18 protein-coding genes are annotated in these 21,412 nt (G+C 60.7%); 5 read left to right on the top strand and 13 right to left on the bottom strand.

The window, feature by feature from the left end; genetic code table 11:
• Positions 1-2 precede the first annotated feature (2 nt).
• The 3 genes from BMY45_RS24680 to treP form a co-directional block, all read right to left on the bottom strand.
• On the bottom strand, positions 3-1,226 hold the full coding sequence (locus tag BMY45_RS24680; protein ID WP_092402643.1) for a maltoporin: 1,224 nt from the start codon (positions 1,224-1,226) through the stop codon (positions 3-5).
• Positions 1,227-1,367: 141 nt separating this feature from the next.
• Positions 1,368-3,011 carry an alpha,alpha-phosphotrehalase gene (gene treC / locus BMY45_RS24675; protein WP_092402641.1) on the bottom strand — a complete coding sequence of 548 codons (1,644 nt, stop codon included), beginning with the start codon at positions 3,009-3,011 and terminating at the stop codon, positions 1,368-1,370.
• A gap of 72 nt (positions 3,012-3,083) precedes the next feature.
• Entirely contained in the window at positions 3,084-4,526 is a 1,443-nt protein-coding gene (gene treP / locus BMY45_RS24670; RefSeq protein ID WP_092402639.1) for a PTS system trehalose-specific EIIBC component, read from the bottom strand.
• Positions 4,527-4,770: 244 nt separating this feature from the next.
• On the opposite strand from treP, the gene treR reads away from it, so the two are divergent.
• Positions 4,771-5,475, top strand: coding sequence for a trehalose operon repressor (treR, locus tag BMY45_RS24665; protein ID WP_092402637.1), 705 nt, complete (start codon positions 4,771-4,773; stop codon positions 5,473-5,475).
• 39 nt (positions 5,476-5,514) lie between these two features.
• On the opposite strand, the gene BMY45_RS24660 is transcribed toward treR, so the two are convergent.
• The 3 genes from BMY45_RS24660 to BMY45_RS24650 all read right to left on the bottom strand — a co-directional run bounded on the left by BMY45_RS24660 (position 5,515) and on the right by BMY45_RS24650 (position 7,337).
• Complete coding sequence (locus tag BMY45_RS24660; RefSeq protein WP_092402635.1) at positions 5,515-6,039, bottom strand: helix-turn-helix transcriptional regulator; 525 nt, start codon at positions 6,037-6,039, stop codon at positions 5,515-5,517.
• A gap of 4 nt (positions 6,040-6,043) precedes the next feature.
• The gene (locus BMY45_RS28485) at positions 6,044-6,319 is read right to left on the bottom strand and encodes a hypothetical protein (RefSeq protein WP_092402633.1); all 276 of its coding nucleotides are present in this window, start codon (positions 6,317-6,319) and stop codon (positions 6,044-6,046) included.
• Positions 6,320-6,422: 103 nt separating this feature from the next.
• Positions 6,423-7,337 (bottom strand): SDR family oxidoreductase, encoded by a 915-nt coding sequence (locus BMY45_RS24650; protein ID WP_092402631.1) that lies wholly within the window; start codon positions 7,335-7,337, stop codon positions 6,423-6,425.
• A 106-nt stretch (positions 7,338-7,443) separates the two neighbouring features.
• Here BMY45_RS24650 and BMY45_RS24645 point away from each other — a divergent pair, with 106 nt between their 5' ends.
• Positions 7,444-8,055: a TetR/AcrR family transcriptional regulator gene (locus BMY45_RS24645; RefSeq protein WP_092402629.1), complete on the top strand. Its 612-nt coding sequence runs from the start codon at positions 7,444-7,446 to the stop codon at positions 8,053-8,055.
• A gap of 318 nt (positions 8,056-8,373) precedes the next feature.
• Here BMY45_RS24645 and guaA read toward each other — a convergent pair whose 3' ends face one another.
• From guaA to BMY45_RS24630, 3 genes are all read right to left on the bottom strand, one after another.
• A complete protein-coding gene (gene guaA, locus BMY45_RS24640) occupies positions 8,374-9,951 on the bottom strand; it encodes a glutamine-hydrolyzing GMP synthase (RefSeq protein WP_047227488.1) in 1,578 nt (525 codons plus the stop codon).
• A 79-nt stretch (positions 9,952-10,030) separates the two neighbouring features.
• On the bottom strand, positions 10,031-11,500 hold the full coding sequence (gene guaB, locus BMY45_RS24635; RefSeq protein WP_092402627.1) for an IMP dehydrogenase: 1,470 nt from the start codon (positions 11,498-11,500) through the stop codon (positions 10,031-10,033).
• Positions 11,501-11,792: 292 nt separating this feature from the next.
• Positions 11,793-12,341, bottom strand: a complete 549-nt coding sequence (locus tag BMY45_RS24630) for a sugar ABC transporter ATPase (protein WP_092402625.1) — start codon at positions 12,339-12,341, stop codon at positions 11,793-11,795.
• 151 nt (positions 12,342-12,492) lie between these two features.
• Here BMY45_RS24630 and xseA point away from each other — a divergent pair, with 151 nt between their 5' ends.
• The 3 genes from xseA (at position 12,493) to leuA (ending at position 16,842) form a co-directional block, all read left to right on the top strand.
• Positions 12,493-13,872 carry an exodeoxyribonuclease VII large subunit gene (gene xseA / locus BMY45_RS24625; protein ID WP_092402623.1) on the top strand — a complete coding sequence of 460 codons (1,380 nt, stop codon included), beginning with the start codon at positions 12,493-12,495 and terminating at the stop codon, positions 13,870-13,872.
• A gap of 3 nt (positions 13,873-13,875) precedes the next feature.
• The gene (locus BMY45_RS24620; RefSeq protein ID WP_092402621.1) at positions 13,876-14,697 is read left to right on the top strand and encodes a peptidoglycan DD-metalloendopeptidase family protein; all 822 of its coding nucleotides are present in this window, start codon (positions 13,876-13,878) and stop codon (positions 14,695-14,697) included.
• Positions 14,698-15,162: 465 nt separating this feature from the next.
• Positions 15,163-16,842, top strand: a complete 1,680-nt coding sequence (gene leuA, locus BMY45_RS24610) for a 2-isopropylmalate synthase (protein ID WP_047227484.1) — start codon at positions 15,163-15,165, stop codon at positions 16,840-16,842.
• A gap of 183 nt (positions 16,843-17,025) precedes the next feature.
• Here leuA and BMY45_RS24605 read toward each other — a convergent pair whose 3' ends face one another.
• The 4 genes from BMY45_RS24605 to der all read right to left on the bottom strand — a co-directional run bounded on the left by BMY45_RS24605 (position 17,026) and on the right by der (position 21,230).
• The gene (locus BMY45_RS24605; RefSeq protein WP_092402619.1) at positions 17,026-17,442 is read right to left on the bottom strand and encodes a hypothetical protein; all 417 of its coding nucleotides are present in this window, start codon (positions 17,440-17,442) and stop codon (positions 17,026-17,028) included.
• Positions 17,443-17,513: 71 nt separating this feature from the next.
• The gene (locus BMY45_RS24600) at positions 17,514-18,305 is read right to left on the bottom strand and encodes an amidohydrolase (protein ID WP_092402688.1); all 792 of its coding nucleotides are present in this window, start codon (positions 18,303-18,305) and stop codon (positions 17,514-17,516) included.
• Entirely contained in the window at positions 18,293-19,441 is a 1,149-nt protein-coding gene (locus BMY45_RS24595; protein ID WP_092402617.1) for a pyridoxal phosphate-dependent aminotransferase, read from the bottom strand. The genes BMY45_RS24600 and BMY45_RS24595 overlap by 13 nt, the downstream gene beginning before the upstream one ends.
• A gap of 316 nt (positions 19,442-19,757) precedes the next feature.
• A complete protein-coding gene (der, locus tag BMY45_RS24590; RefSeq protein ID WP_076386232.1) occupies positions 19,758-21,230 on the bottom strand; it encodes a ribosome biogenesis GTPase Der in 1,473 nt (490 codons plus the stop codon).
• Between the last annotated feature and the right edge of the window lie 182 nt (positions 21,231-21,412).

Raw genomic sequence — 21,412 nt, 5'->3', positions numbered from 1 at the left:
GGTCATTTCCACCAGTACTCGACCTGCACGCCCACGTTGGAACCATGCCGCGTGCCGCCAAATGCACCGGTGTCGGACAGCGCCGAACCGGCCGCCAATTCATTGGCTGCGCGCTGGGCCGCCGCGTTCCAACTGGCGTAGGTGTAATACAGTCGTACTTCCGGGCGAGCCCAGAATTCCGGGCCCTTGGGCGACCAAGTAGGGGCAAAGGTGAATTTGCTCAGCTTGCGCGTTCCATCACTGGCCTGCACTTGATCATGACCCAGTTCGGCCACCAGCTTGAACTGATCAGTGATGGCGTAGGCCGGGCGAACCCCCAACGACAACCAGTCCTGGTCAGCCCCCTCGGGGCGGATATCCTTCTGGTACACCGCCTGCACCTGCCCGCCGAAACGCGGCGTGACCTGCCAATCGAAAAACTCCACCAGACGATAGCTCTTGTTGCTGTCGTCCAGCCCGGTGTCGCCGGTATAACCCAGCCCGGTGCCGGGCCCTTCGCCATATTGCAAAGCCAGTTTATTCTTGCCGCCAAGGAAGCCCTGCTGCACATGCTGGGCGGTCAAGGCCCAACCGCGATGAGCGTCGCGACGATTCGCTTGGTCGATGAAGCTCACGCCGAACTCCAGCTCGCCACCGGGGTTGGTATCGAAGCCGCCGACGTTGAAATCATGCCGGTTGACCGGATCTTTCTGGTACAGGTTGTCCTTGCGCGAAAAGGCGTAGCTGTATTTCAGCCCGCCGATCAACACGTCCTCGATTCCGGCCCCGGTGGCGCTCTGGTTCCAGTAGTAGAAATCGGAAATATGGATGTCGTTACGTTTGTAGTAACGCCGACCGGCCCAGAGCGAGCCTCCGTTCAGGCTGGGCATGTTCGACCACTGGGCATACATCTGCGGCATCCGAGCCGCGCCGTTTTCGCCCTGGAAAGTCGGCGTGCGGTCGTAACGGTTATACAGCGACGCCATGCCATCCACGCTCAGCACCGAGCCATCGTCGAGGGTGAAAAGATCCTGGCGCAGCTCCAGTTCGCCATATTGTTCGCACTCGTTGCCCAATCGGTATTTGCTTTGCGCCCCGGGCAACTGGAAACAGGATTGGGAGCGGCCATTGGTGGCGCTGCCGACGCCACTGCGCAGGTAGCCGGAAAACTCCAGAGCCTGGGCCGGGAATGGCAATGTCAGGCAGATACAAGACACTGCTAGTCCACGATTTATTGTTGTTTTCATATGCCGCCCTTTCTTTTTTATTGTTTTTTGATGCACTTCAATCTGCCTTCGCCTGCCAACAAATGGGCGACAAAGGGCACACGGTGCGTCGAGCGCAACGTGGTCGCTATCAAGCAATGCTTCGTCAGAAATGACGTTTATTCAGTCGCTCAGGTGCAACACAAACGACTCGTAGGGGCGTAGGAACAATCGTCGCTCACGGTGTTGGCGGTCGTAGTTACCGATCACCCATCGTTGCTTCGTGCCTCCGGAGAGAATCCCTTCGGGCAACTGGACTTCGCAGTCGCCACCATAAAAGTGGCTGACGACCAGCAGGCGCTCGCCTTGCCCTTCGCGCAGGTACGCCCAAACATGGGGATGCTCGGGCACTAGCAGGCGATAGACCCCGTCCTGGATCAGCGCTTCGCTGCGGCGCAGGGCAATCAAGCGACGGTAGTAATGCAGCACCGAGGTCGAGTCTTGCAGTTGCTGCTCGACGTTGATGAAGGCCGCATTGTCGGGTACGTCGATCCAGGGTTCGGCACGGCTGAAGCCCGCGTTCGGCCCGGCAGTCCATTGCATCGGCGTGCGCCCGTTGTCGCGGGACTTTTGCATGATCGGCGCCATGGCTTCGGCTTCAGGCACACCGGCGTTACGCTTGAGGCGGTAGATGTTCAGGGTTTCCACATCGCGGTATTGATCAATGTGATCGAAACCCGGATTGGTCATCCCCAATTCCTCGCCCTGGTACACGAAGGGGGTGCCCTGGAGAAAGTGCAGCGCGGTGGCGAGCATCTTCGCCGAGACCACCCGATACTCTCCGTCATGGCCGAAACGCGATACCACCCGCGGCTGATCGTGGTTACACCAGAACAGTGCGTTCCAGCCGCCACCGGCCTGCATGCCGATCTGCCAGTCGGAAAGGATGCGCTTGAGTTCAAGAAAGTCGAAGTCGGCCCGCACCCACTTTTGCAGGTTCGGGTAATCCACTTTCAAATGATGGAAGTTGAAGGTCATCGACAACTCCCGTGAGTCCGGGCACGAGTAACGAATGCAGTGCTCAAGGTTGGTGGACGACATCTCGCCGACGTTGATCAGGTCGAAACCTTCGAAGACTTCCCGGTGCATGTCCTGCAGATAGCGGTGTACGTTCGGGCCATCGGTATAGAAACGTCGGCCATCGGTGTGATCGTCAGGAAAGTCGGCCGGCTTGGAGATCAGGTTGATCACATCGAGACGGAAACCACCCACGCCCTTGTCCCGCCAGAAGCGCATCATCTTGAACACTTCGGCGCGCACCCGAGGGTTGTCCCAATTCAGATCGGCCTGGGTGTGGTCGAACAGGTGCAAGTAATACTGCCCGGTCTGCGCTTCGTACTCCCAGGCAGAACCACCGAATTTTGACTCCCAGCTGTTGGGCTGGTCGCGCCAGATATAGAAATCACGGTATGGGTTGTCGAGGCTGCTGCGGGCGGCCTGGAACCAGGGATGCTCGATGGAAGTGTGGTTGACCACGATATCGAGCATCAGCTTGATGCCGCGCCTGTGGGCTTCGGCGATCAACAACTCGCAATCGGCCATGGTGCCGTAGCTGGGGTCAATGGCGTAGTAATCGCTGATATCGTAGCCATTGTCCCGTTGTGGGGAACGCAGGAAAGGGGTGAGCCACAGGTAATCCACACCTAGCCAGTGCAGGTAATCGAGCTTGTCCACGACGCCCAGCAAATCACCGGTGGCCTGGCCGCCATGGCTGTAGAAACTCTTCGGATAAATCTGGTAGATCACTGAGCGTTGCCAGTCTTGCATGGCGAGATTCCTTCAGTCTGTTTGCTACTGATCCGGGGGCCTCATCGCGGGCCAGCCCGGATCTCACAAGTGTCAGGCGACCCGATATCCCGGCCGGACGATCTTCATACTCAATGCACAGGTCAGGGCAAAGGGCACGCTCATGGCGATGACCATGCCGATCACGAACATCGGTATGGCGTCGGGAACGATTGAAATGAAACCCGGCAAGCCTCCTACGCCAATGGCCGAAGCCTTGATCTTGTTCAACGAGAGGAAAATGCAGCCCAGGGCCGAGCCGGCCAAGGCGCAGTAAAAGGGGAACTTGTAACGCAGGTTGACCCCGAACATCGCCGGTTCCGTGATGCCGAAGTAAGCGGAAATCGCCGAGGTGGACGCCATGCTCTTGTCCCGGACATTGCGGGTCATGTAGAACACCGCCAGCGCCGCGCTACCCTGGGCCAGGTTGGACATGACGATCATCGGCCAGATAAAGGTCCCGCCCTGGGTCGAGATCAACTGAAGGTCCACCGCCAGGAACATGTGGTGCATGCCGGTGACCACCAGCGGCGCATAGAGCAGGCCGAAAATCGCGCCGCCAATCACTGGCGCCAGGTCGAACAACGCCACCATGCCTTCGGTGATCAGGATCCCGAGGTGCCGGGTGACCGGCCCGATGATAGCGAGGGCCAGCACCCCGGTGACCACGATGGTGGTGATGGGAATCACCAGCAGCTGGATAGCGTTGGGCACCCTGGCACGCAACCACTTCTCGATCACGCTCATGACATAGGCCGCCAGCAGGATCGGCAGGATCTGCCCCTGATAGCCGACTTTTTCGATCTGGAACCAGCCGAAGATGTCGAAATAGGGCAGGCTCTGGCCTTCCAGTCCCGCCACGGCCTTGCCGTAGTTCCAGGCGTTGAGCAGGTCCGGGTGGACCAGCATCAGGCCCAGCACGATGCCGAGGATTTCACTGCCGCCAAAACGCTTGGCCGCCGACCATCCCACCAGTGCCGGAAGAAAGACGAAGGACGTGTTGGCCATCAGGTTGATCAGGCTCCAGACACCGTCCAGGTTCGGATACGCGTCGAGCAACGTCTGGTCGGCAATGAACATGCCCTTGGCGCCCAGCAGGTTGTTGACGCCCATCAACAGACCGGCGATCACCAGTGCGGGCAGGATCGGCATGAACACGTCGGAAAGCACACGTACCAGGCGCTGCATGCCGTTGCCCTTCTGCGCGCCCTGGCGCTTGACGTCGGCAATGGTCGCGGCCGCAAGGCCAGTCAGTTCCCGCAGGGCAGCGTAGACCTTCTCCACTTCGCCCGGCCCGATGACCACCTGGAACAGCCCGCCGGTAAAAAACGAGCCCTTGACCAGGTCAACCTGGTTCAGCGCGGCGCTGTCCACCCGCGCGGCGTCCTTGAGGGACAGGCGCAGGCGCGTCACGCAATGGGCGGCCTGCTCGATATTGTCGACGCCACCGAGGCTTTGCAGCAGCTCACTGGCGATTTTGGGGTAGTCGTGGCTCATGCTTTTTTCTTCCGCGTCATTCTTGTTATTGAGAGTCGACAGCACGTGGAAGGGAAAGTACTCGTCTGTACGAGTTAAATCAACAACTCGTACAGACGAGTTTTGAAATTGTTTATGATACCTCCTGATAAAACAGGAAACGTCCTACGCTCCTGCCATCAAATAACGACAGCCGAATGGACAACTCCCCCACTTGCCCCTTAAGGTTCCGCCCCGGTGAACAGCGCGGTACAGAGCCCTCTCCATGAGTAAATACAACCAGATCTACAACGATCTGCTGACCAGCATTACCACCGAACGCCTGGAGCGTGGCGCCCGCTTGCCTTCGGAAACCGAACTGATGGACAGCTACCAGGCCAGTCGCGGCACCGTGCGCAAGGCCATCGAACAGCTTCAGGAACGTGGTTTTGCGCAGAAGATCCATGGCAAAGGCACCTTTGTGCTGTCGACCTCTCCCATCGAATTTCAGCTCGGCGGAATCGTCAGTTTCCAGGAGACGTACCCACGCCTGGGCGACGATGTCAGCACCGATGTGGTCGAGTTCACTCAACTGCCGTTAGAAGGCGCCCTGCTCGAGCACATCAAGGCCCCCGCCGGCAGCCCGATCACACGCATCAAGCGGGTCCGGCGAATCGATGGCAAACGGGTGATCCTGGACATCAACCATTTCGTCAGCGACGTGATCCCCGGCCTGACCCGCGACATAGCTGTGCAGTCGATCTACGCCTTCATCGAACAGACCCTGCAGCTACAAATCGCCTATGCCCAGCGCACCATCGAAGCGGTCCGCTGCGGTAAGGACGACCAGCAACACCTGGACCTCGACGGCCAGAGCCACGTCATCGTGGTCAGCAACCAGACCTTTCTCCAGGACGGCCGACAGTTCGAGTACACCGAATCGCGGCATACCCTGGATAAGTTCTATTTTTCGGATGTGGCGCGGCGCTGAAGTCGTGTGCAATCCCCGTTCAGCGACGCCACAAGCATGTCACCCAACCAAAGCTTCCAACTCTTTGGAAGCCATGCCCGGTAACCGTCGGCCTTCTTTCGCAACGTTGACCTGCAAGGCCACCTGGGCCACGGCCAACACGTTCTTGGTCAGCGAATAGCTGCCCTTGGCCTGCAGCCAGGTCAGAACGTCCGCCAAGTGCCAGATAGACGCACTCCCCTCATGCACGGGCGTCGGGAAGCTGCCCGGATGAGCCAACATCAGCTTGCGCATGTTTTGCCGAGATACACCGACGATCTCGGCTACGTCGGTCAGCCCGACTAAATCAGGCGCAACCTCGATCAGTCTGGCCGATGGCACGGCGCGGCGAACGTCGCCCAGCGCACTAAGCACGGCCTCAACCGCATCAGGCGCATCGCGAGTGAACTCAAGCGCCAGCCGCCCCGGCTGCCCGATGCCTACCAAGGCATCGTCGCAGCCCGCTTCACCCAGCCGCTCGACCAGTTCATCCGGGGTGCAACCATCGTCAGCAAGCTGATATTTCAAGGTAAAGGTAAATTCCATTGTTCTATTCCTTAGCAGCGTAATCCGCATCGCGCCGATTGCGATGCGTCGAGCAATTGTCCACGACGCGTCGCAACGCTCGCGCATGGTTGCCAGGATTCTTCGGCGTGCTCCATATCGAAGTGATGCAGAACTCGCCACAACGGCACTCCACGTCGTTGTACGGGCAATAAACCCGTCTCCAGGCGTGACCGCCGCCAACTTCTATGCGCCACCCCCGCCCTTCGGCATGCCTGAGCGCGTCTTCGATCTCTTTCTTCGGGTGCGTTGGACGAATCATCCGTGATCTCCAGTATTCGCATGAACCGCACAGTTGTCAAATGACAACCTCTCCTTCGTTCAAGCAGCCGCACACAGCAACGTCTCAAAAAGGCGCGGTTGGTTTACCGAAAGACCGCTTCCGTAAGCCCTTCCGACTCAATCCACAGCCTCGCAGCAACGCCCGTATCCAGTGCTTGCGGAGGTATCTTGGCAACGGCCGGATAGCCGCGTGTTTCGCTGAGCCTGTCCGGGCCGTAATAGACACCGCCTTGAGCCTGCGTTGAAGTCGCGGCGAAGAGGGTCGGCAACGCCCCCTGCGCTGCCGGCTGGAACAGGAACCACATGTACCGACGAGCCATACCCGGAACGCTCCATGCACCGGCGCCATTGGGCAGCAGATCGGTGCGCGAGATGCCAGGATGGGCAGCGACGCTCTGGATGCCCCAGCCCGCAGCATCGCTGCGGCGTTGCAATTCAAGGGCGAACATCAGGCAAGCGAGTTTCGATTGACTGTAAACCGGCATCGGCTTGTAGCTGCGCTGAGCTTGCAGATCATCAAAGTTGATCGTGCCGCTTCGGGCGGCGACGCTTGAAAGACTGACCACGCGTGGCTTGTTACCCTTGCGCAACAGCGGCAGCAGTTGGGCGGTCAAGGCGAAGTGCCCCAAGTGGTTCGTGCCGAACTGCAACTCGAATCCGTCGCAAGTCACCTGACGCTTCGGCGGCGCCATCACTGCCGCGTTGTTGATCAGCAAGTCCAGGCTGTCGCGCGAACTCCGCAGGCTCTCGCCGAACGCCTCGATGGATTCGAGGCTGGCGAGATCCAGAGCCTCGAAAGTCACATTCGCGCCAGGAACACTTTGGCGAATCTGATTGACTGCTGCTGCCCCTTTCGACCGATTTCGGCCTGCGATGATGACATTCGCACCGGCACGGGCCAGCGCCAGCGCGTCCTGGAACCCAAGGCCGCCAGTACCGGTGACGACCGCCGTACGGCCGCGTTGGGAAGGGATATCGGAAGCTGTCCAGTGAGTCATGATCCTTGCCTGCCGAGGAGTGGGAACGTACACTAGGTGCACATAAATATGCACTTAGTGCTAAAACTTAATGCACTTAGTGCATAAATGCAACAGGCCATCGAAAATGTCAGAAACCCTCCCTCCCGCAGGTGCAGCCCCCACAGAAGGCTTGCGGGAACGCAAGCGCCGCGAAACACGTCAGCGCATCGCCGAGGCCGGCCAACGCTTGTTCCTCGCCAACGGTTACGAAGGCACAACGCTGGACACCATCGCGGCAGCGGCTGGCATTTCGCGCCGCACGTTTTTCTCGTACTTCAAATCGAAGGACGACATCATCTTGTTCTGGCAGGACGCCGATTCGGCCAGACTGATTGCCGACCTGCTGAAGACATCGCCCGACGTACCGCCACTCGATGCTGTTCGCGATGTGATGGTCAAGCACATCGCGCGCTATACGACCGAGCAGATGACAGCCGTGGACAATCTCATGCGTTCGAGCGAATCGCTTCTTGCACGCAAGCAGGCGTACTACGCGGAACAGGAGCAAGCGCTGTTCAATACGCTGTGTGAGGTCTGGCGGCAGCCTGAGCGGCGGCTGGCCCTTCGGATGGTGGCTGTGGTGTCCGTCGGTGCGATGAGACTCGCGCTTCAGGCGTGGCGGGATCAGACCGGCCAGCGAAAGCCGGTGGCCGAGTTCCTGCAGGACGCCTTTGACAGTTTGAGAACAGAGCTTTGACTGTGGCGACGAGGCGTTTGCGGTTGGCCATTGAGACCGGACGCGGCAGAACTGCCGCGTCCGGTTCGGGAAGAGCCCCGGCGCACGCCGGGGCCATACTGCGAGGTCATACGGCCAGTGTGGAGGCCACCCTCTCCTCGGCGGCATCTTCCGGCCCATCGTCATCGCTCAGCATGTGGCGCCGCTGCTCGGCGTACTCGGCCTTGTTATAGACCGAGCGCGAAGAACGTCCGTCCTCAGCTTTCGTGACGTACCTTTTTAATCAATACATTACAGCGGCTTTTCGATGGCCTGCGGTTGACCCCAAAGGACCTGATTTCACTCCCACTCAATCGTCGCCGGCGGCTTGCTCGACACGTCATAAGTCACGCGAGAGATGCCTTCGATTTCATTGATGATGCGTCCGGAAACGGTTTCCAGCAGCTCGTACGGCAGATGCGCCCAGCGAGCGGTCATGAAGTCGATGGTTTCCACAGCGCGCAGGGCGACGACCCAGGCGTAGCGACGGCCATCGCCGACCACGCCGACCGATTTCACCGGCTGGAACACCACGAACGCCTGGCTGACCTTGTGGTACCAGTCGGCCTTGCGCAGTTCTTCGATGAAGATGTGGTCGGCGCGACGCAGCAGGTCGGCGTATTCCTTCTTCACTTCACCGAGGATCCGCACGCCCAGGCCTGGGCCCGGGAATGGGTGGCGGTAGACCATGTCGTACGGCAGGCCCAGTTCCAGGCCAAGGCGACGTACCTCGTCCTTGAACAGTTCGCGCAGCGGCTCGACCAGCTTGAGGTTCATTTCTTCCGGCAGGCCACCGACGTTGTGGTGGGACTTGATCACGTGGGCCTTGCCGCTCTTGGCGCCGGCCGACTCGATCACGTCGGGGTAAATGGTGCCTTGAGCCAGGTACTTGATGTTGTCCAGCTTGCAGGATTCGGCATCGAATACGTCGATGAAGGTGCGGCCGATGATCTTGCGCTTCTTCTCCGGGTCGGACTCGCCGGCCAGGTTGTTCAGGAACTGCTCTTCGGCGTTGGCGCGGATCACCTTGACGCCCATGTTCTCGGCGAACATGGCCATCACTTGCTCACCTTCGTGCAGGCGCAGCAGGCCGTTGTCGACGAAGACGCAGGTCAGTTGATCGCCGATGGCCTTGTGCAGCAACGCGGCAACCACCGAGGAGTCCACGCCGCCGGACAGGCCGAGCAGTACGTTATCGGTGCCGACCTGGGCGCGAACCTGGGCGATGGCGTCTTCAGCGATCTTCGACGGAGTCCACAGGGCCTCGCATTCGCAGATGTCGAGGATGAAGCGCGACAGGATGCGGCCGCCCTGCTTGGTGTGGGTCACTTCCGGGTGGAACTGTACGCCGTAGTAACGGCGATCATCGTTGAACATGCCGGCAATCGGGCAGCTCGGAGTGCTGGCCAGGATGTGGAAGTCTTCCGGCATCTTGGTGACCTTGTCACCGTGGCTCATCCACACGTCGAGGCCGAACAGGCCGTCGGCGTCGATGTGGTCTTCGATGCCGTCCAACAGGCGGCTCTTGCCAACCACGTCGACGCGAGCATAACCGAACTCACGCAGGTCGGAGCCTTCTACCTTGCCGCCCAGCTGCTCGGCCATGGTCTGCATGCCGTAGCAGATACCGAAGACCGGCACGCCGAGGTCGAACACCGCTTGCGGGCAACGCGGGCTGTCGGCTTCGTGCACAGACTCGGGGCCGCCGGCGAGGATGACGCCTTTAGGCGCGAATTCGCGAATCGCTTCGTCATCCATGTCGAACGGATGCAATTCGCAGTACACACCGATTTCACGCACGCGGCGGGCGATCAGCTGGGTGTACTGGGAACCGAAGTCGAGGATCAGGATGCGGTGAGCGTGAATGTCGAGGGCCATGACTCATTCTCATGTAGTGAATCAGAAACAACTCGGGGCTGAATGAACAGCCCCGGTGATTAACGTTTTACTGAAGGCCTTAACCTACTCGGTAGTTCGGCGCTTCCTTGGTGATCTGCACGTCGTGGACATGGGACTCGGCCATGCCGGCGCCGGTGATGCGGACGAACTCCGGCTTGGTGCGCATCTCGTCGATGTTGGCGCTGCCGGTGTAGCCCATGGAAGAACGCAGGCCGCCCATCAGTTGATGGATGATGGCGCTCAGGGTGCCTTTGTACGGCACGCGACCTTCGATGCCTTCAGGCACCAGCTTCTCGGCGCCTGCGGAGGAGTCCTGGAAGTAACGGTCGGAGGAGCCCTGGGCCTGGGACATGGCGCCCAGCGAGCCCATGCCGCGATACGCCTTGTAGCTGCGGCCCTGGAACAGTTCGATCTCGCCTGGCGCTTCTTCAGTACCGGCGAACATCGAACCCATCATCACGCAGGAGGCCCCGGCGACGATGGCCTTGGACAGGTCACCGGAGAACCGGATGCCGCCGTCGGCGATCAACGGTACGCCAGTGCCTTCAAGGGCAGCGGCGACGTTGGCGATGGCGCTGATTTGCGGCACGCCGACACCGGCAACAATGCGGGTGGTGCAGATCGAGCCAGGGCCGATACCGACCTTGACTGCATCGGCGCCAGCTTCGGCCAGGGCCTTGGCGGCAGCGCCGGTGGCGATGTTGCCGCCGATCACCTGCACGTCAGGGAAGTTCTGCTTGACCCAGCGAACGCGGTCGATCACGCCTTTGGAGTGACCGTGGGCGGTGTCGACCACCACCACGTCGACGCCGGCATTGACCAGGGCCGCGACGCGATCGCCGGTGTCCTTGCCGGTGCCGACCGCAGCGCCTACGCGCAGACGACCCTGGTCGTCCTTGCTGGCCAGCGGATAAGCCTTGGCTTTTTCGATGTCATTGACGGTCATCATGCCCTTGAGGGCAAACTTGTCGTCGACGATCAGCACGCGTTCGATGCGGTGTTTGTGCAGCAACTCGCGAACTTCGTCCTTGCCGATGCCTTCCTTGACCGTGACCAGACGCTCTTTAGGCGTCATCACCTGGCGAACGGTGGCGTCCAGACGGTTCTCGAAACGCACGTCGCGGGAGGTGACGATGCCGACCAGGTCGCCATCGTGCAGCACCGGAACGCCGGAGATGTTGTGCATGCGGGTCAGTTCGAACAGATCACGGACCGTGGCGTCAGCCTCGATGGTGATCGGATCCTTGACCACGCCAGCCTCGAACCGCTTGACCTTGCGCACTTCGGCGGCCTGCTGTTCGATGGTCATGTTCTTGTGGATGATACCGATACCGCCTTCCTGGGCCATGGCAATAGCCAGACGGGCTTCGGTCACGGTGTCCATGGCGGCGGAAACCAGCGGAATATTCAGCTCGATGCCACGGGTAAGACGGGTTTTGAGACTGACTTCGTTAGGCAGTACCTCGGAATAACCAGGCACTAAGAGAATGTCGTCGAAGGTCAGAGCTTCTTGGCTGATACGCAGCATCGCGGGGGCTCCCGAGCGGGAAAATGGAAGCGCGCCATTATACTCATGGACCCCCTCTGGCTCAATGTAAAACTCTGTCTATTATTGCCTGGCTGATCGATGGGCTAAAACACAACACTCCTTGTTGCACGCCAGACCCTGTGGCGAGGGGATTTATCCCCGCTGGATTGCGCAGCAGTCCCAAAGCAGTCGACTCAATATGCCTAATGTACCGCATAGCCTGGGTTTAGGGCCGCATCGCGCCCCAGCGGGGATAAATCCCCTCGCCACAAAAGCAATCTCCAGCGCGCCCTTACAACTCCACCTTCACCCAACTCACCGGCTGATCCAGCCAGTCGGCGAACTCGTCGATAAAGTCCTGCTTGAACCCCGCCTCCAGCCAGTTATTGAAGATGAACCCCAGGTTGGAGAAGCCACACGGCTGCAGGAACAGGAACCCGTTGATGTCATCTTCATGCCCACACTCGGGACAAGTGAAGTTATCGGTGCGGGCAGGCATCCACTCCTCCAGGCTTTCGAACAGCGCCTCGCCGATCTCCTTGCGGCATTCGGCGCAGCCCGCTTCCTCGAGAAAGCCTTTGGCCGGGGTATAGATGCAGCGCTTGGTGATGATTTCCAAGCCATTGACCGGCTCGCCAAACGGCAAGGCTTCAGGGTGCATGACCACCTCGCGGGCGCCGGGGGCGATGGCGTGGGCCATGCGATTGCCGGTACGCCCGCAGGTGGTCAGTTGTTCTTCGACGATATTCTTGCGGACCAGCCAGCGCACAACCGCCCGGGCCCGAGGCTCGTGGACCGGCAAGGAGGAAATTTTCGGGACGATGATGCTTTGCGAATTCATGGGACATCCTGCGGTGAATCTACCGGTGGCGACGAGCAAGCCCGCGCCCACCTTGAACCTATGGGCAATGGTGCATTGTACCGCGCCAATTCCCGGAAGGTTTTGCGGTGAGCGTGGAGATTGAGCAGCGAATACCCTTATCATGCGGCCCATGATTAAAGATCCCTTTGCCCGACTGGGCCTGGACCGCGAGGTCCTGACTGTCAGCCAGCTCAACGGCCGTGCGCGGGTGTTGCTTGAAGACGTGTTCAGCAACATCTGGGTCGAGGGCGAAATCTCCAACCTTGCCCGGCCCGCTTCTGGCCATGTGTATTTCACCCTCAAGGACAGCGGCGCCCAGGTGCGCTGCGCACTGTTCCGGCAAAATGCCGCGCGGGTGCGTCAGGCCCTCAAAGACGGGCTGGCGGTGAAAGTACGCGGCAAGGTCTCACTGTTCGAGGGCCGCGGCGACTATCAGCTGATTCTCGACACCGTGGAACCGGCGGGCGATGGCGCCCTGCGCCTGGCCTTCGATGCGCTGAAGGAAAAGCTCAGCGCCGAAGGTCTGTTCAGCGCCGAACGCAAGGTGCCGCTGCCGGCCCATCCGCAACGCATCGGCATCATCAGTTCGCCCACCGGCGCGGTGATCCGCGACATCATCAGCGTCTTCCGCCGCCGTGCGCCGCAGATTTCCCTGACGCTGATCCCCACCGCCGTACAGGGCCGCGAAGCCACTGCGCAAATCGTCCGCGCGCTGAAACTGGCGGATGCCCGGGGGTTCGATGCGCTGATCCTGGCCCGGGGTGGCGGTTCGCTGGAAGACTTGTGGTGCTTCAACGAAGAAGCCGTGGCCCGGGCCGTGGATGCTTGCGTCACGCCGATCGTCAGCGCCGTCGGCCATGAAACCGATGTGTCCATCAGCGATTTCGTCGCTGACGTGCGCGCCCCGACCCCGTCCGCCGCTGCCGAACTGCTGGCCCCCGATGCCGGCGACCTGGTGCGCCGGGTCGAAAGCCTGCACCGGCGGTTGGTGATGCGCATGCGCGACCGCCTGATGCGCGATCAACTGCGCCTCGAAGGCCTCACCCGCCGCCTGCGCCACCCCGGTGAGCGCCTGCGCCAGCAAGCCCAGCGTCTCGACGACCTGGACATGCGCATGCGCCGGGCCTTCGAGCGCAGCCTCAATACCCGCCGCGAACGCCTGATCCGCCTGGAAACCCGCTTGGCCGGGCAACATCCGGGGCGGCAACTGGCACTGCTGCGCCAGCGCCTGGACAGCCTCGCCTCGCGCTTGCCCCGTGCGATGCGTGAAGGGCTCAAAGCCCGACGCGTGCAGCTGCACAACCAGATGCAGACGCTGCACATTGTCAGCCCCCTGGCGACCCTCGGCCGGGGCTACAGTATTTTGCTGGACGAGCGCGACCAGGCGATCCGCAGCGCCGGGCAGACCCAAACTGGCCAGCGCCTGACCGCGCGGCTCGGTGAAGGCGAACTGCTGGTGCGGGTCGAAGACAATCACCTGACGCCGGTCACCCTTTCTCTATTGGATTGATTCATGCCGCGATATCTCGCCCCATTGCTTTTGCTGTGCCTGACCTTCAACGCCAACGCTGACAGTTACATCACCCGCCTGCTGAACAAGCCAGTGCCCGGCGGCGTAGCCGTGGTAGACCTGGGCAGCGCGGCCCAGCCGCCAAAAGCCAGTTACCAGGGCAAACCGGTGCTGGTGGTCAAGGAAAAGGACAACTGGCTGGCGATTGTCGGCATCCCGCTGACGGTCAAGCCCGGCACCCAGCAGATCAGCAGTGGCGGCAGCACTCAGCCGTTCGTGGTCGGCTACAAAAAGTACCCCGAGCAACACATCACGCTGAAGAATAAGCGCCAGGTCAATCCAAATCCGGCGGACCTCAAACGCATCAACGCCGAGCTGGCCGTGCAACTGAAGGCGTATCGCAGCTTCAGCCCGAACATCCCCAGCAACCTGCTGCTGGACAAGCCGGTCAATGGTCCGATGTCGAGCAAGTTCGGCGTGCGGCGCTTCTTCAACGGCGAAGAACGCAACCCCCACGCCGGGCTGGACTTCGCTGTGCCCGCCGGCACACCCATCAAGACTCCGGCCGCAGGCAAGGTGATCCTCACCGGTAATTACTTCTTTAATGGCAACACCGTATTCGTCGATCATGGCCAGGGTTTCATCAGCATGTTCTGTCACATGTCGAAGATCGACGTGAAGGTCGGCCAGCAGCTCAAGCGCGGCACAGTCGTCGGCAAAGTCGGCTCCACGGGGCGGGCGACCGGGCCACACATGCACTGGAACATCAGCCTGAACGATGCGCGGGTGGATCCGGCGATTTTTATCGGGGCATTCCAGCCCTGAATTTTTGCGGTGAAGCTGCCGGCCTCATCGCGAGCAGGCTCGCTCCCACATGGGGATCTCTGGTGAACCCAGCATTTGCACCACCAGAGATCCTGTGGGAGCGAGCCTGCTCGCGATGACGGCAGACGCCTCACCACCATCCTGTGAATTGCCAAGCTCAAAACATCGACGCAATTTCCAAGATAAACACCTCTAATATGCGCGATTAAATCTCGCAAACCAGTCTAAAAACAGAACTTATCTCAATTTTTCCCGACTGCTTGCGATCCGTCCTCCGCGCGGTTAGGGTTGAGGGCATGAAAACCTCTCACACCCTCATCCAGCTTCGCCAGCACCGCAGCCTGTGCCTCGTCAGCGCACGACTGCCAGGCTGAATCGCGGCACCTCGTTCCGGCTTTAAGCCACCCCCGTACGAACCACCGGCAGGCCGCCTTTTTCCGGCCACGACAATAAAAGGATTCCCAGATGAGCATGCTCAAAGACCCGTCTTCCAAGTACCGCGCCTTCCCCACCATCAACCTGCCGGATCGCACCTGGCCGTCGAAGACCATCACCGCCGCGCCGATCTGGTGCAGCTCCGACCTGCGTGACGGCAATCAGTCGCTGATCGAGCCGATGGACGCCGCCAAGAAGCTGCGTTTCTGGAAAACCCTGGTCGCCGTGGGCGTGAAGGAAATCGAAGCGTCGTTCCCGGCGGCTTCGCAGACCGACTTCGACTTCGTGCGCACCCTCATCGAAGAAGGCCACATCCCGGACGACACCACCATCCAGGTGCTGACCCAGGCCCGTGAAGACCTGATCGCCCGCACGTTCGAATCTCTGCGCGGTGCGAAAAAAGCCATCGTTCACCTGTACAACGCCACCAGCCCGTCGTTCCGCCGCATCGTGTTCAATCAGGACAAGGAAGGCGTGAAGGAAATCGCGGTGAACGCGGCCAAGCTGTTCGTCAAATACGCCGCGCAACAGCCAGAAACCCAGTGGCAGTTCGAATACTCGCCAGAGACCTTCAGCGCCACCGAGCTGGAGTTCGCCAAGGAAGTCTGCGACGCGGTGATCGAGGTCTGGAACCCGACGCCTGAGCGCAAGGTCATCCTCAACCTGCCGGCCACCGTGGAAGTCGCCACTCCGAACGTCTACGCCGACCAGATCGAATGGTTCGGTCGCAACATCACCCGTCGCGACAGCGTGCTCATCAGCCTGCACACCCATAACGACCGTGGCACCGGCGTAGCCGCCACTGAACTGGGCCTGATGGCCGGCGCCGACCGTGTCGAAGGCTGCCTGTTCGGCAACGGCGAGCGCACCGGTAACGTCGACCTGGTGACCGTCGCGCTGAACCTCTACACCCAGGGCATCAACCCTGAGCTGGATTTCTCCGACATCGACGGCGTGCGCAAAGTGGTCGAAGAGTGCAACCAGATCCCGGTGCACCCGCGCCACCCATACGTGGGCGACCTGGTTCACACGGCATTCTCCGGCTCGCACCAGGACGCAATCCGCAAGGGTTTCGCCCAGCAGAAACCGGACACCCTGTGGGAAGTGCCGTACCTGCCGATCGACCCGGCCGACATCGGCCGCAGCTACGAGGCGGTGATCCGGGTCAACAGCCAGTCGGGCAAAGGCGGGATCGCCTACCTGCTGGAGCAGGAATACGGCATCAGCCTGCCGCGTCGCATGCAGATCGAGTTCAGCCAGGTGGTGCAGCGCGAAACCGATCGCCTGGGCCTGGAAATGACCGCCCAGCAGATCCACGCCCTGCTCCACAGCGAATACCTGCAAGCCAACACCCCGTATGCGCTGGTCAGCCATCGCCTGCAGGAAGAAAACGGCAACAGCGCCGTGGAAGTCGAAGTGGCCAGCAAGGGCCAGGGCGAGACTAACCTGCATTGGCGCGGCAAGGGCAACGGCGCGCTGGAAGCGCTGGTGGCCGGCCTGCCGATCCCGGTGGAGATCATGGACTACAACGAACACGCCATCGGCGCCGGCACCAACGCCAAGGCTGCGGCGTACATCGAGCTGCGGGTCAACGGTGAGCGCGCGGTCCACGGCGTGGGCATCGATGAGAACATCACCACCGCCAGCTTCAAGGCCCTGTTCAGCGCGCTGAACCGCTCCCTGAGCCAGCCGGAAGCCAAAGCGGCCTGATGGTTTAGCTGAAATACAAAAGGCCCCGGGGTGTGAACCCTGGGGCCTTTTTGTTTGGCTGATATTTTGTGCTGGCTGTTCCGGCCTCATCGCGAGCAGGCTCGCTCCCACATTGGAATCGCAGCGCCGCACCCTGTGGGAGCGAGCCTGCTCGCGATTGTGCCTGTCAGACGACCGGGATCGTCAGGCATGGGTATCGATCGAAACAGTCATCGCCTGCAGTAAAGCGGCCTGCAAGGTCTGCAATGTGGCCTGGGTGGCCATGATCTGAGTCTGGATCGCCATGGTCTCTTGGGCTTTCTGCTCCTGGTTGGCCTGGCTTTTCTGCACGCGAGCCAACTGGGCTTGCTGCTCGGCCAGCAGCTTTTCAGTCTGCTCTATCTGTTTTTTTAGCTGTTCGATGACATCGCCACTGCCGCTGGCCGGCGCGCCAGCGATGTTCGCGCCACTGGTGTCAACTTTCAACTGGCGGTCTTTGTCTGCGCTGGCGTCAGTCGATACTGCCGAGCTGACCGCTGCTTCATCTTCCGCACCCTTGATAGAAACTTTGGGTGCAGAGAGTGGGTATGGATTTACCGTGATTGCGCTGATGCTGGTCATAGGGGGACTTCTCCTTGGCTGCCCCGGTTATCGGCCACCATCAGCGGGTCTGAAGGGCTGAATCGTTTCAATCAGATGAATTCGAACGTGTCGGCATCCAGGTTCGCCGGAAAGCGTGTGCGATATGCCGCCAGGTCCGCCGCATTCAAACACACGGTGAACACCCCGTCGGCCTCACCGGCGCTGAGCAGGGTTTCGCCCTGGAAGTCCAACACCTGACTGTCACCGGTATAGGCAAAGCCCTTGCCGTCGTGGCCGATGCGGTTTACCGCGGCCACGTAGCACAGGTTCTCGATGGCCCGGGCCGGCAACAGACGATTCCAATGCTGGCGCCGCGCGCCGGGCCAGTTGGCGGTGTACAGCAACAGATCAGTGTCCTCGGCGTCGCGGCTCCACACGGGGAAACGCAGGTCATAGCAAATCAGCGGACGGATGCGCCAGCCGTTGAGTTCGAACAGCACCTGGCGCTCGCCCGGCGTGTAGTGATTGTGCTCACCGGCCATGCGGAACAGATGACGCTTGTCGTAATGCAGCACTTCGCCGTCCGGTCGCGCCCAGAGCAGACGATTGCGATGGCTGCCGTCGGCGGCCTGGATAATCACACTGCCGGTGATCACCGCTTCAAGCTTCGCTGCCTGAGCCTGGAGCCACTTGTGTGAAGGGCCGTTTTCCGGCTCAGCCAAGGTCTCGGACTCCATGGAGAAACCTGTGGTGAACATCTCCGGCAGGATAATCAGGTCCGCCCCGCGCGCCTGCGCAAGCAAGCCCTCGAAATGTTCCAGGTTGGCCTGGCGATCGTGCCAGGCCAGGGTGGTCTGGATCAGCGCCACATTGAGGTTGGGCAAGGCACTCAGATCACGCATAGCTTTTCCGCCGCTTCGCGCAGCGTCTCCTCGCGTTTGGCAAAGCACAGGCGCACCAGGCGCTGGCCTTCGGGTGGGTTCTGGTAGAACACCGAGACAGGGATCGTCGCCACGCCGTGCTCACGGGTCATCCAGATTGCCATGTCGACGTCATTGAGGTCCGGGCGGATCTGCGAGTAGTCCACCAACTGGAAATAAGTGCCGGGCACCCGCCTGAAACTAAAGCGCGAAGGGGTCAACAAGTCACAGAACAGGTCACGCTTGGCCTGGTAGAAGTCCGGCAGCTCTTCGACGTGTTCCGGGTGATCGGCCATGTAGTCGGCCAGGGCGTACTGCAACGGCGTCACGCCGCAGAAGCTGACGTACTGATGCACCTTGCGCAGTTCCGCCGTCAGGGCGGGTGGCGCCACCACGTAGCCGGTTTTCCAGCCGGTGACGTGGTAGGTCTTGCCGAACGAACTGACCACAAAGGCCCGCCGGTACAGCTCTTCATGGGCCAGGACACTGGCGTGGGCGACGCCGTCGAACACTAGGTGTTCGTAGACTTCATCACTGATCAGGTAAATGTCGCGGTCGCGAATCAAGGCCGCCAACTGGTCGAGCTCAGCGCGGCTGATCAGGGCGCCACTGGGGTTGTGCGGCGTGTTGAGAATGATCATGCGCGTACGCGGGCTCAAGGCTTCACCGAGCTTCTGGAAATCGATGGCGAAATCATCCAGGCCCAATTGCACATGCACGCAACGGCCACCGGCCAACTCGACGGCAGGTTCATAGCTGTCGTAGCAAGGGTCGAACACAATCACTTCGTCGCCGCTGTGAACCACGGCCGCGATGGCACAGAAAATCGCCTGGGTCGCACCGGGGGTCACGGTCACTTCCTGGTCGGCATCAACGCTGACGCCATAGCTGCGGGCAATCTTCGCCGCAATCTGCTGGCGCAGCGCCGGCAAACCGGTCATGGGCGAGTACTGGTTATGACCTTGGGCCACATGCCGGCCGACTGCATCGCGCAGGGCCTGCGGACCATCGAAATCGGGAAACCCCTGAGACAGATTGAGCGCGCCGGTCTGCGCGGCGAGTTGGGACATCTGGGTGAAGATAGTGATGCCGACATTCGGCAACTTGCTGGTGATCATTGGGGTTCCCTGCGTCTACACCCGGCTCTGGCGCGGCGCGGGAGAGCTCGAGGATAGCCCAATCGCCGGGCATGAAAAAGGGTGCCCATGGGCACCCTTCTCATTTGTCGCAGAGTGAACCACCGTGGCGAGGGAGCTTGCTCCCGCTGGGTTGCGCGTAGGAGCTGCCGAAGGCTGCGATCTTTTGATCTTTCGCTTGGGACTCAAGCGTCTAGGGAAAGATCGCAGCCTCGTTGCACTCGACAACTCCTACAGGGCGCAACCCAGCGGGAGCAAGCTCCCTCGCCACAGTAGTTCCCAGGCAATCGTCATCGAATCAACGCTTATCGCGGCGCTTCTTGTCGGCTTTTTTGTGGTGCGACATCAAACGGCGCTTCTTGTTGACCTGACGGTCGGTGAGCGTGTTCTTGTTGCCTTCGTACGGGTTCTCGCCGCCCTTGAACTCGATGCGGATCGGCGTACCGACCAGCTTGAGGACGCGGCGATAAGTGTTTTCCAGATAGCGGACGTACGACTTGGGCACTTTCTCGATCTGGTTACCGTGAATCACGATAATCGGCGGGTTGGCGCCACCCAGGTGAGCGTAACGCAGCTTGATCCGGCGGTTGTTGACCATCGGTGGCGCGTGCTCGCCGACGGCGTCTTCCAGGATCTGGGTCAGGCGGTTGGTCGGCCAGCGGGTGACCGCCGACTTGAACGAGTTCTGCACCGACGCGTAAAGGTTACCCACGCCCGTACCGTGCAAGGCCGAGATAAAGTGGATGTCGGCAAAGTCAACGAAGAACAGCCGACGCTGCAGTTCGACCTTGACGAAATCCCGTTCGCTAGGCGTCATGCCGTCCCACTTGTTGATCGCGATGACCAACGCACGGCCGGCTTCCAGAGCGAAGCCCAGCAGGTTCAGGTCGTGATCGACCACGCCTTCGCGGGCGTCCATCACGAAGATCACCACGTTGGCGTCTTTGATCGCCTGCAGGGTTTTGACCACGGAGAATTTTTCGACTTCTTCGTGGATCTTGCCGCGCTTGCGCACACCGGCCGTGTCGATCAGCGTGTACTTCTCTTCGTTACGCTCGAACGGGATGTAGATACTGTCGCGGGTGGTGCCGGGCTGGTCGTACACGATGACCCGGTCTTCGCCGAGCATGCGGTTGACCAGCGTCGACTTGCCGACGTTCGGACGGCCGATGATGGCGATCTTGATCCCGTCTTTTTCGCTAGGGCCAGGAATGCGCTTGGCTTCCTCACCTTCGGCAACGATTTCTTCTTCGCCGTCTTCCGGTTCGTCTTCGTCGTCTTTCGGGAAGTCAGCCAGGGCGATTTCCAGCATCTGGGTGATGCCCCGACCATGCGCACCAGCAATCGGAATCGCCTGGCCCATGCCCAGCGGAGCGAACTCGGCGCGGGCCATGTCCGGGTCGATGTTGTCGACCTTGTTGGCCACCACGTAGGAACGCTTGTTACGTTTGCGCAAATGCTCGGCGATCATCTGGTCGGCGGCAGTAAAACCGGCCTTGGCGTCTACCAGGAACAGCACCACATCCGCTTCTTCAATGGCGAGCAGCGACTGCTCGGCCATTTTTTCGTCCATGCCGTGTTCATCACCGGAGATGCCGCCAGTGTCGACCAGAATATAGGTACGCCCTTGCCACTTGGCCTCACCGTATTGGCGATCACGGGTCAGACCGGACAAGTCGCCAACAATGGCGTCGCGAGTCCTGGTCAGGCGATTGAACAAGGTGGACTTGCCGACGTTCGGTCGGCCCACCAGGGCGATTACGGGAACCATGCGGCTCTCCACTTCGTTATTTCAGAAAATACAAAAGCCGCTGCGAGGCAGCGGCTGGTGCTCGGAGGCAGTCCTGTGGGAGCGGGCTTGCTCGCGAAGACGGTGTGTCAGTTAACAAATTTTCTTCTGATACACCGTATTCGCGAGCAAGCCCGCTCCCACAAGGACGGGCCGCTTGAGAT

The sequence above is a fragment of the Pseudomonas sp. NFACC39-1 genome (assembly GCF_900110355.1).
Classification (GTDB): domain Bacteria; phylum Pseudomonadota; class Gammaproteobacteria; order Pseudomonadales; family Pseudomonadaceae; genus Aquipseudomonas; species Aquipseudomonas tehranensis.
This window is presented reverse-complemented; position numbering and strand designations above follow the sequence as displayed.

Coding starts and splice junctions, on each gene's coding strand:
- leuA (WP_047227484.1), top strand. CDS start 15,163: ATGAGCATGCTCAAAGACCCGTCTTCCAAGTACCGCGCCTTCCCCACC.
- treC (WP_092402641.1), bottom strand. CDS start 3,011: ATGCAAGACTGGCAACGCTCAGTGATCTACCAGATTTATCCGAAGAGT.
- BMY45_RS28485 (WP_092402633.1), bottom strand. CDS start 6,319: ATGATTCGTCCAACGCACCCGAAGAAAGAGATCGAAGACGCGCTCAGG.
- treR (WP_092402637.1), top strand. CDS start 4,771: ATGAGTAAATACAACCAGATCTACAACGATCTGCTGACCAGCATTACC.
- guaB (WP_092402627.1), bottom strand. CDS start 11,500: ATGCTGCGTATCAGCCAAGAAGCTCTGACCTTCGACGACATTCTCTTA.
- xseA (WP_092402623.1), top strand. CDS start 12,493: ATGATTAAAGATCCCTTTGCCCGACTGGGCCTGGACCGCGAGGTCCTG.
- BMY45_RS24680 (WP_092402643.1), bottom strand. CDS start 1,226: ATGAAAACAACAATAAATCGTGGACTAGCAGTGTCTTGTATCTGCCTG.
- treP (WP_092402639.1), bottom strand. CDS start 4,526: ATGAGCCACGACTACCCCAAAATCGCCAGTGAGCTGCTGCAAAGCCTC.
- BMY45_RS24620 (WP_092402621.1), top strand. CDS start 13,876: ATGCCGCGATATCTCGCCCCATTGCTTTTGCTGTGCCTGACCTTCAAC.
- BMY45_RS24605 (WP_092402619.1), bottom strand. CDS start 17,442: ATGACCAGCATCAGCGCAATCACGGTAAATCCATACCCACTCTCTGCA.
- BMY45_RS24650 (WP_092402631.1), bottom strand. CDS start 7,337: ATGACTCACTGGACAGCTTCCGATATCCCTTCCCAACGCGGCCGTACG.
- BMY45_RS24595 (WP_092402617.1), bottom strand. CDS start 19,441: ATGATCACCAGCAAGTTGCCGAATGTCGGCATCACTATCTTCACCCAG.
- guaA (WP_047227488.1), bottom strand. CDS start 9,951: ATGGCCCTCGACATTCACGCTCACCGCATCCTGATCCTCGACTTCGGT.
- BMY45_RS24645 (WP_092402629.1), top strand. CDS start 7,444: ATGTCAGAAACCCTCCCTCCCGCAGGTGCAGCCCCCACAGAAGGCTTG.
- der (WP_076386232.1), bottom strand. CDS start 21,230: ATGGTTCCCGTAATCGCCCTGGTGGGCCGACCGAACGTCGGCAAGTCC.
- BMY45_RS24600 (WP_092402688.1), bottom strand. CDS start 18,305: ATGCGTGATCTGAGTGCCTTGCCCAACCTCAATGTGGCGCTGATCCAG.
- BMY45_RS24630 (WP_092402625.1), bottom strand. CDS start 12,341: ATGAATTCGCAAAGCATCATCGTCCCGAAAATTTCCTCCTTGCCGGTC.
- BMY45_RS24660 (WP_092402635.1), bottom strand. CDS start 6,039: ATGGAATTTACCTTTACCTTGAAATATCAGCTTGCTGACGATGGTTGC.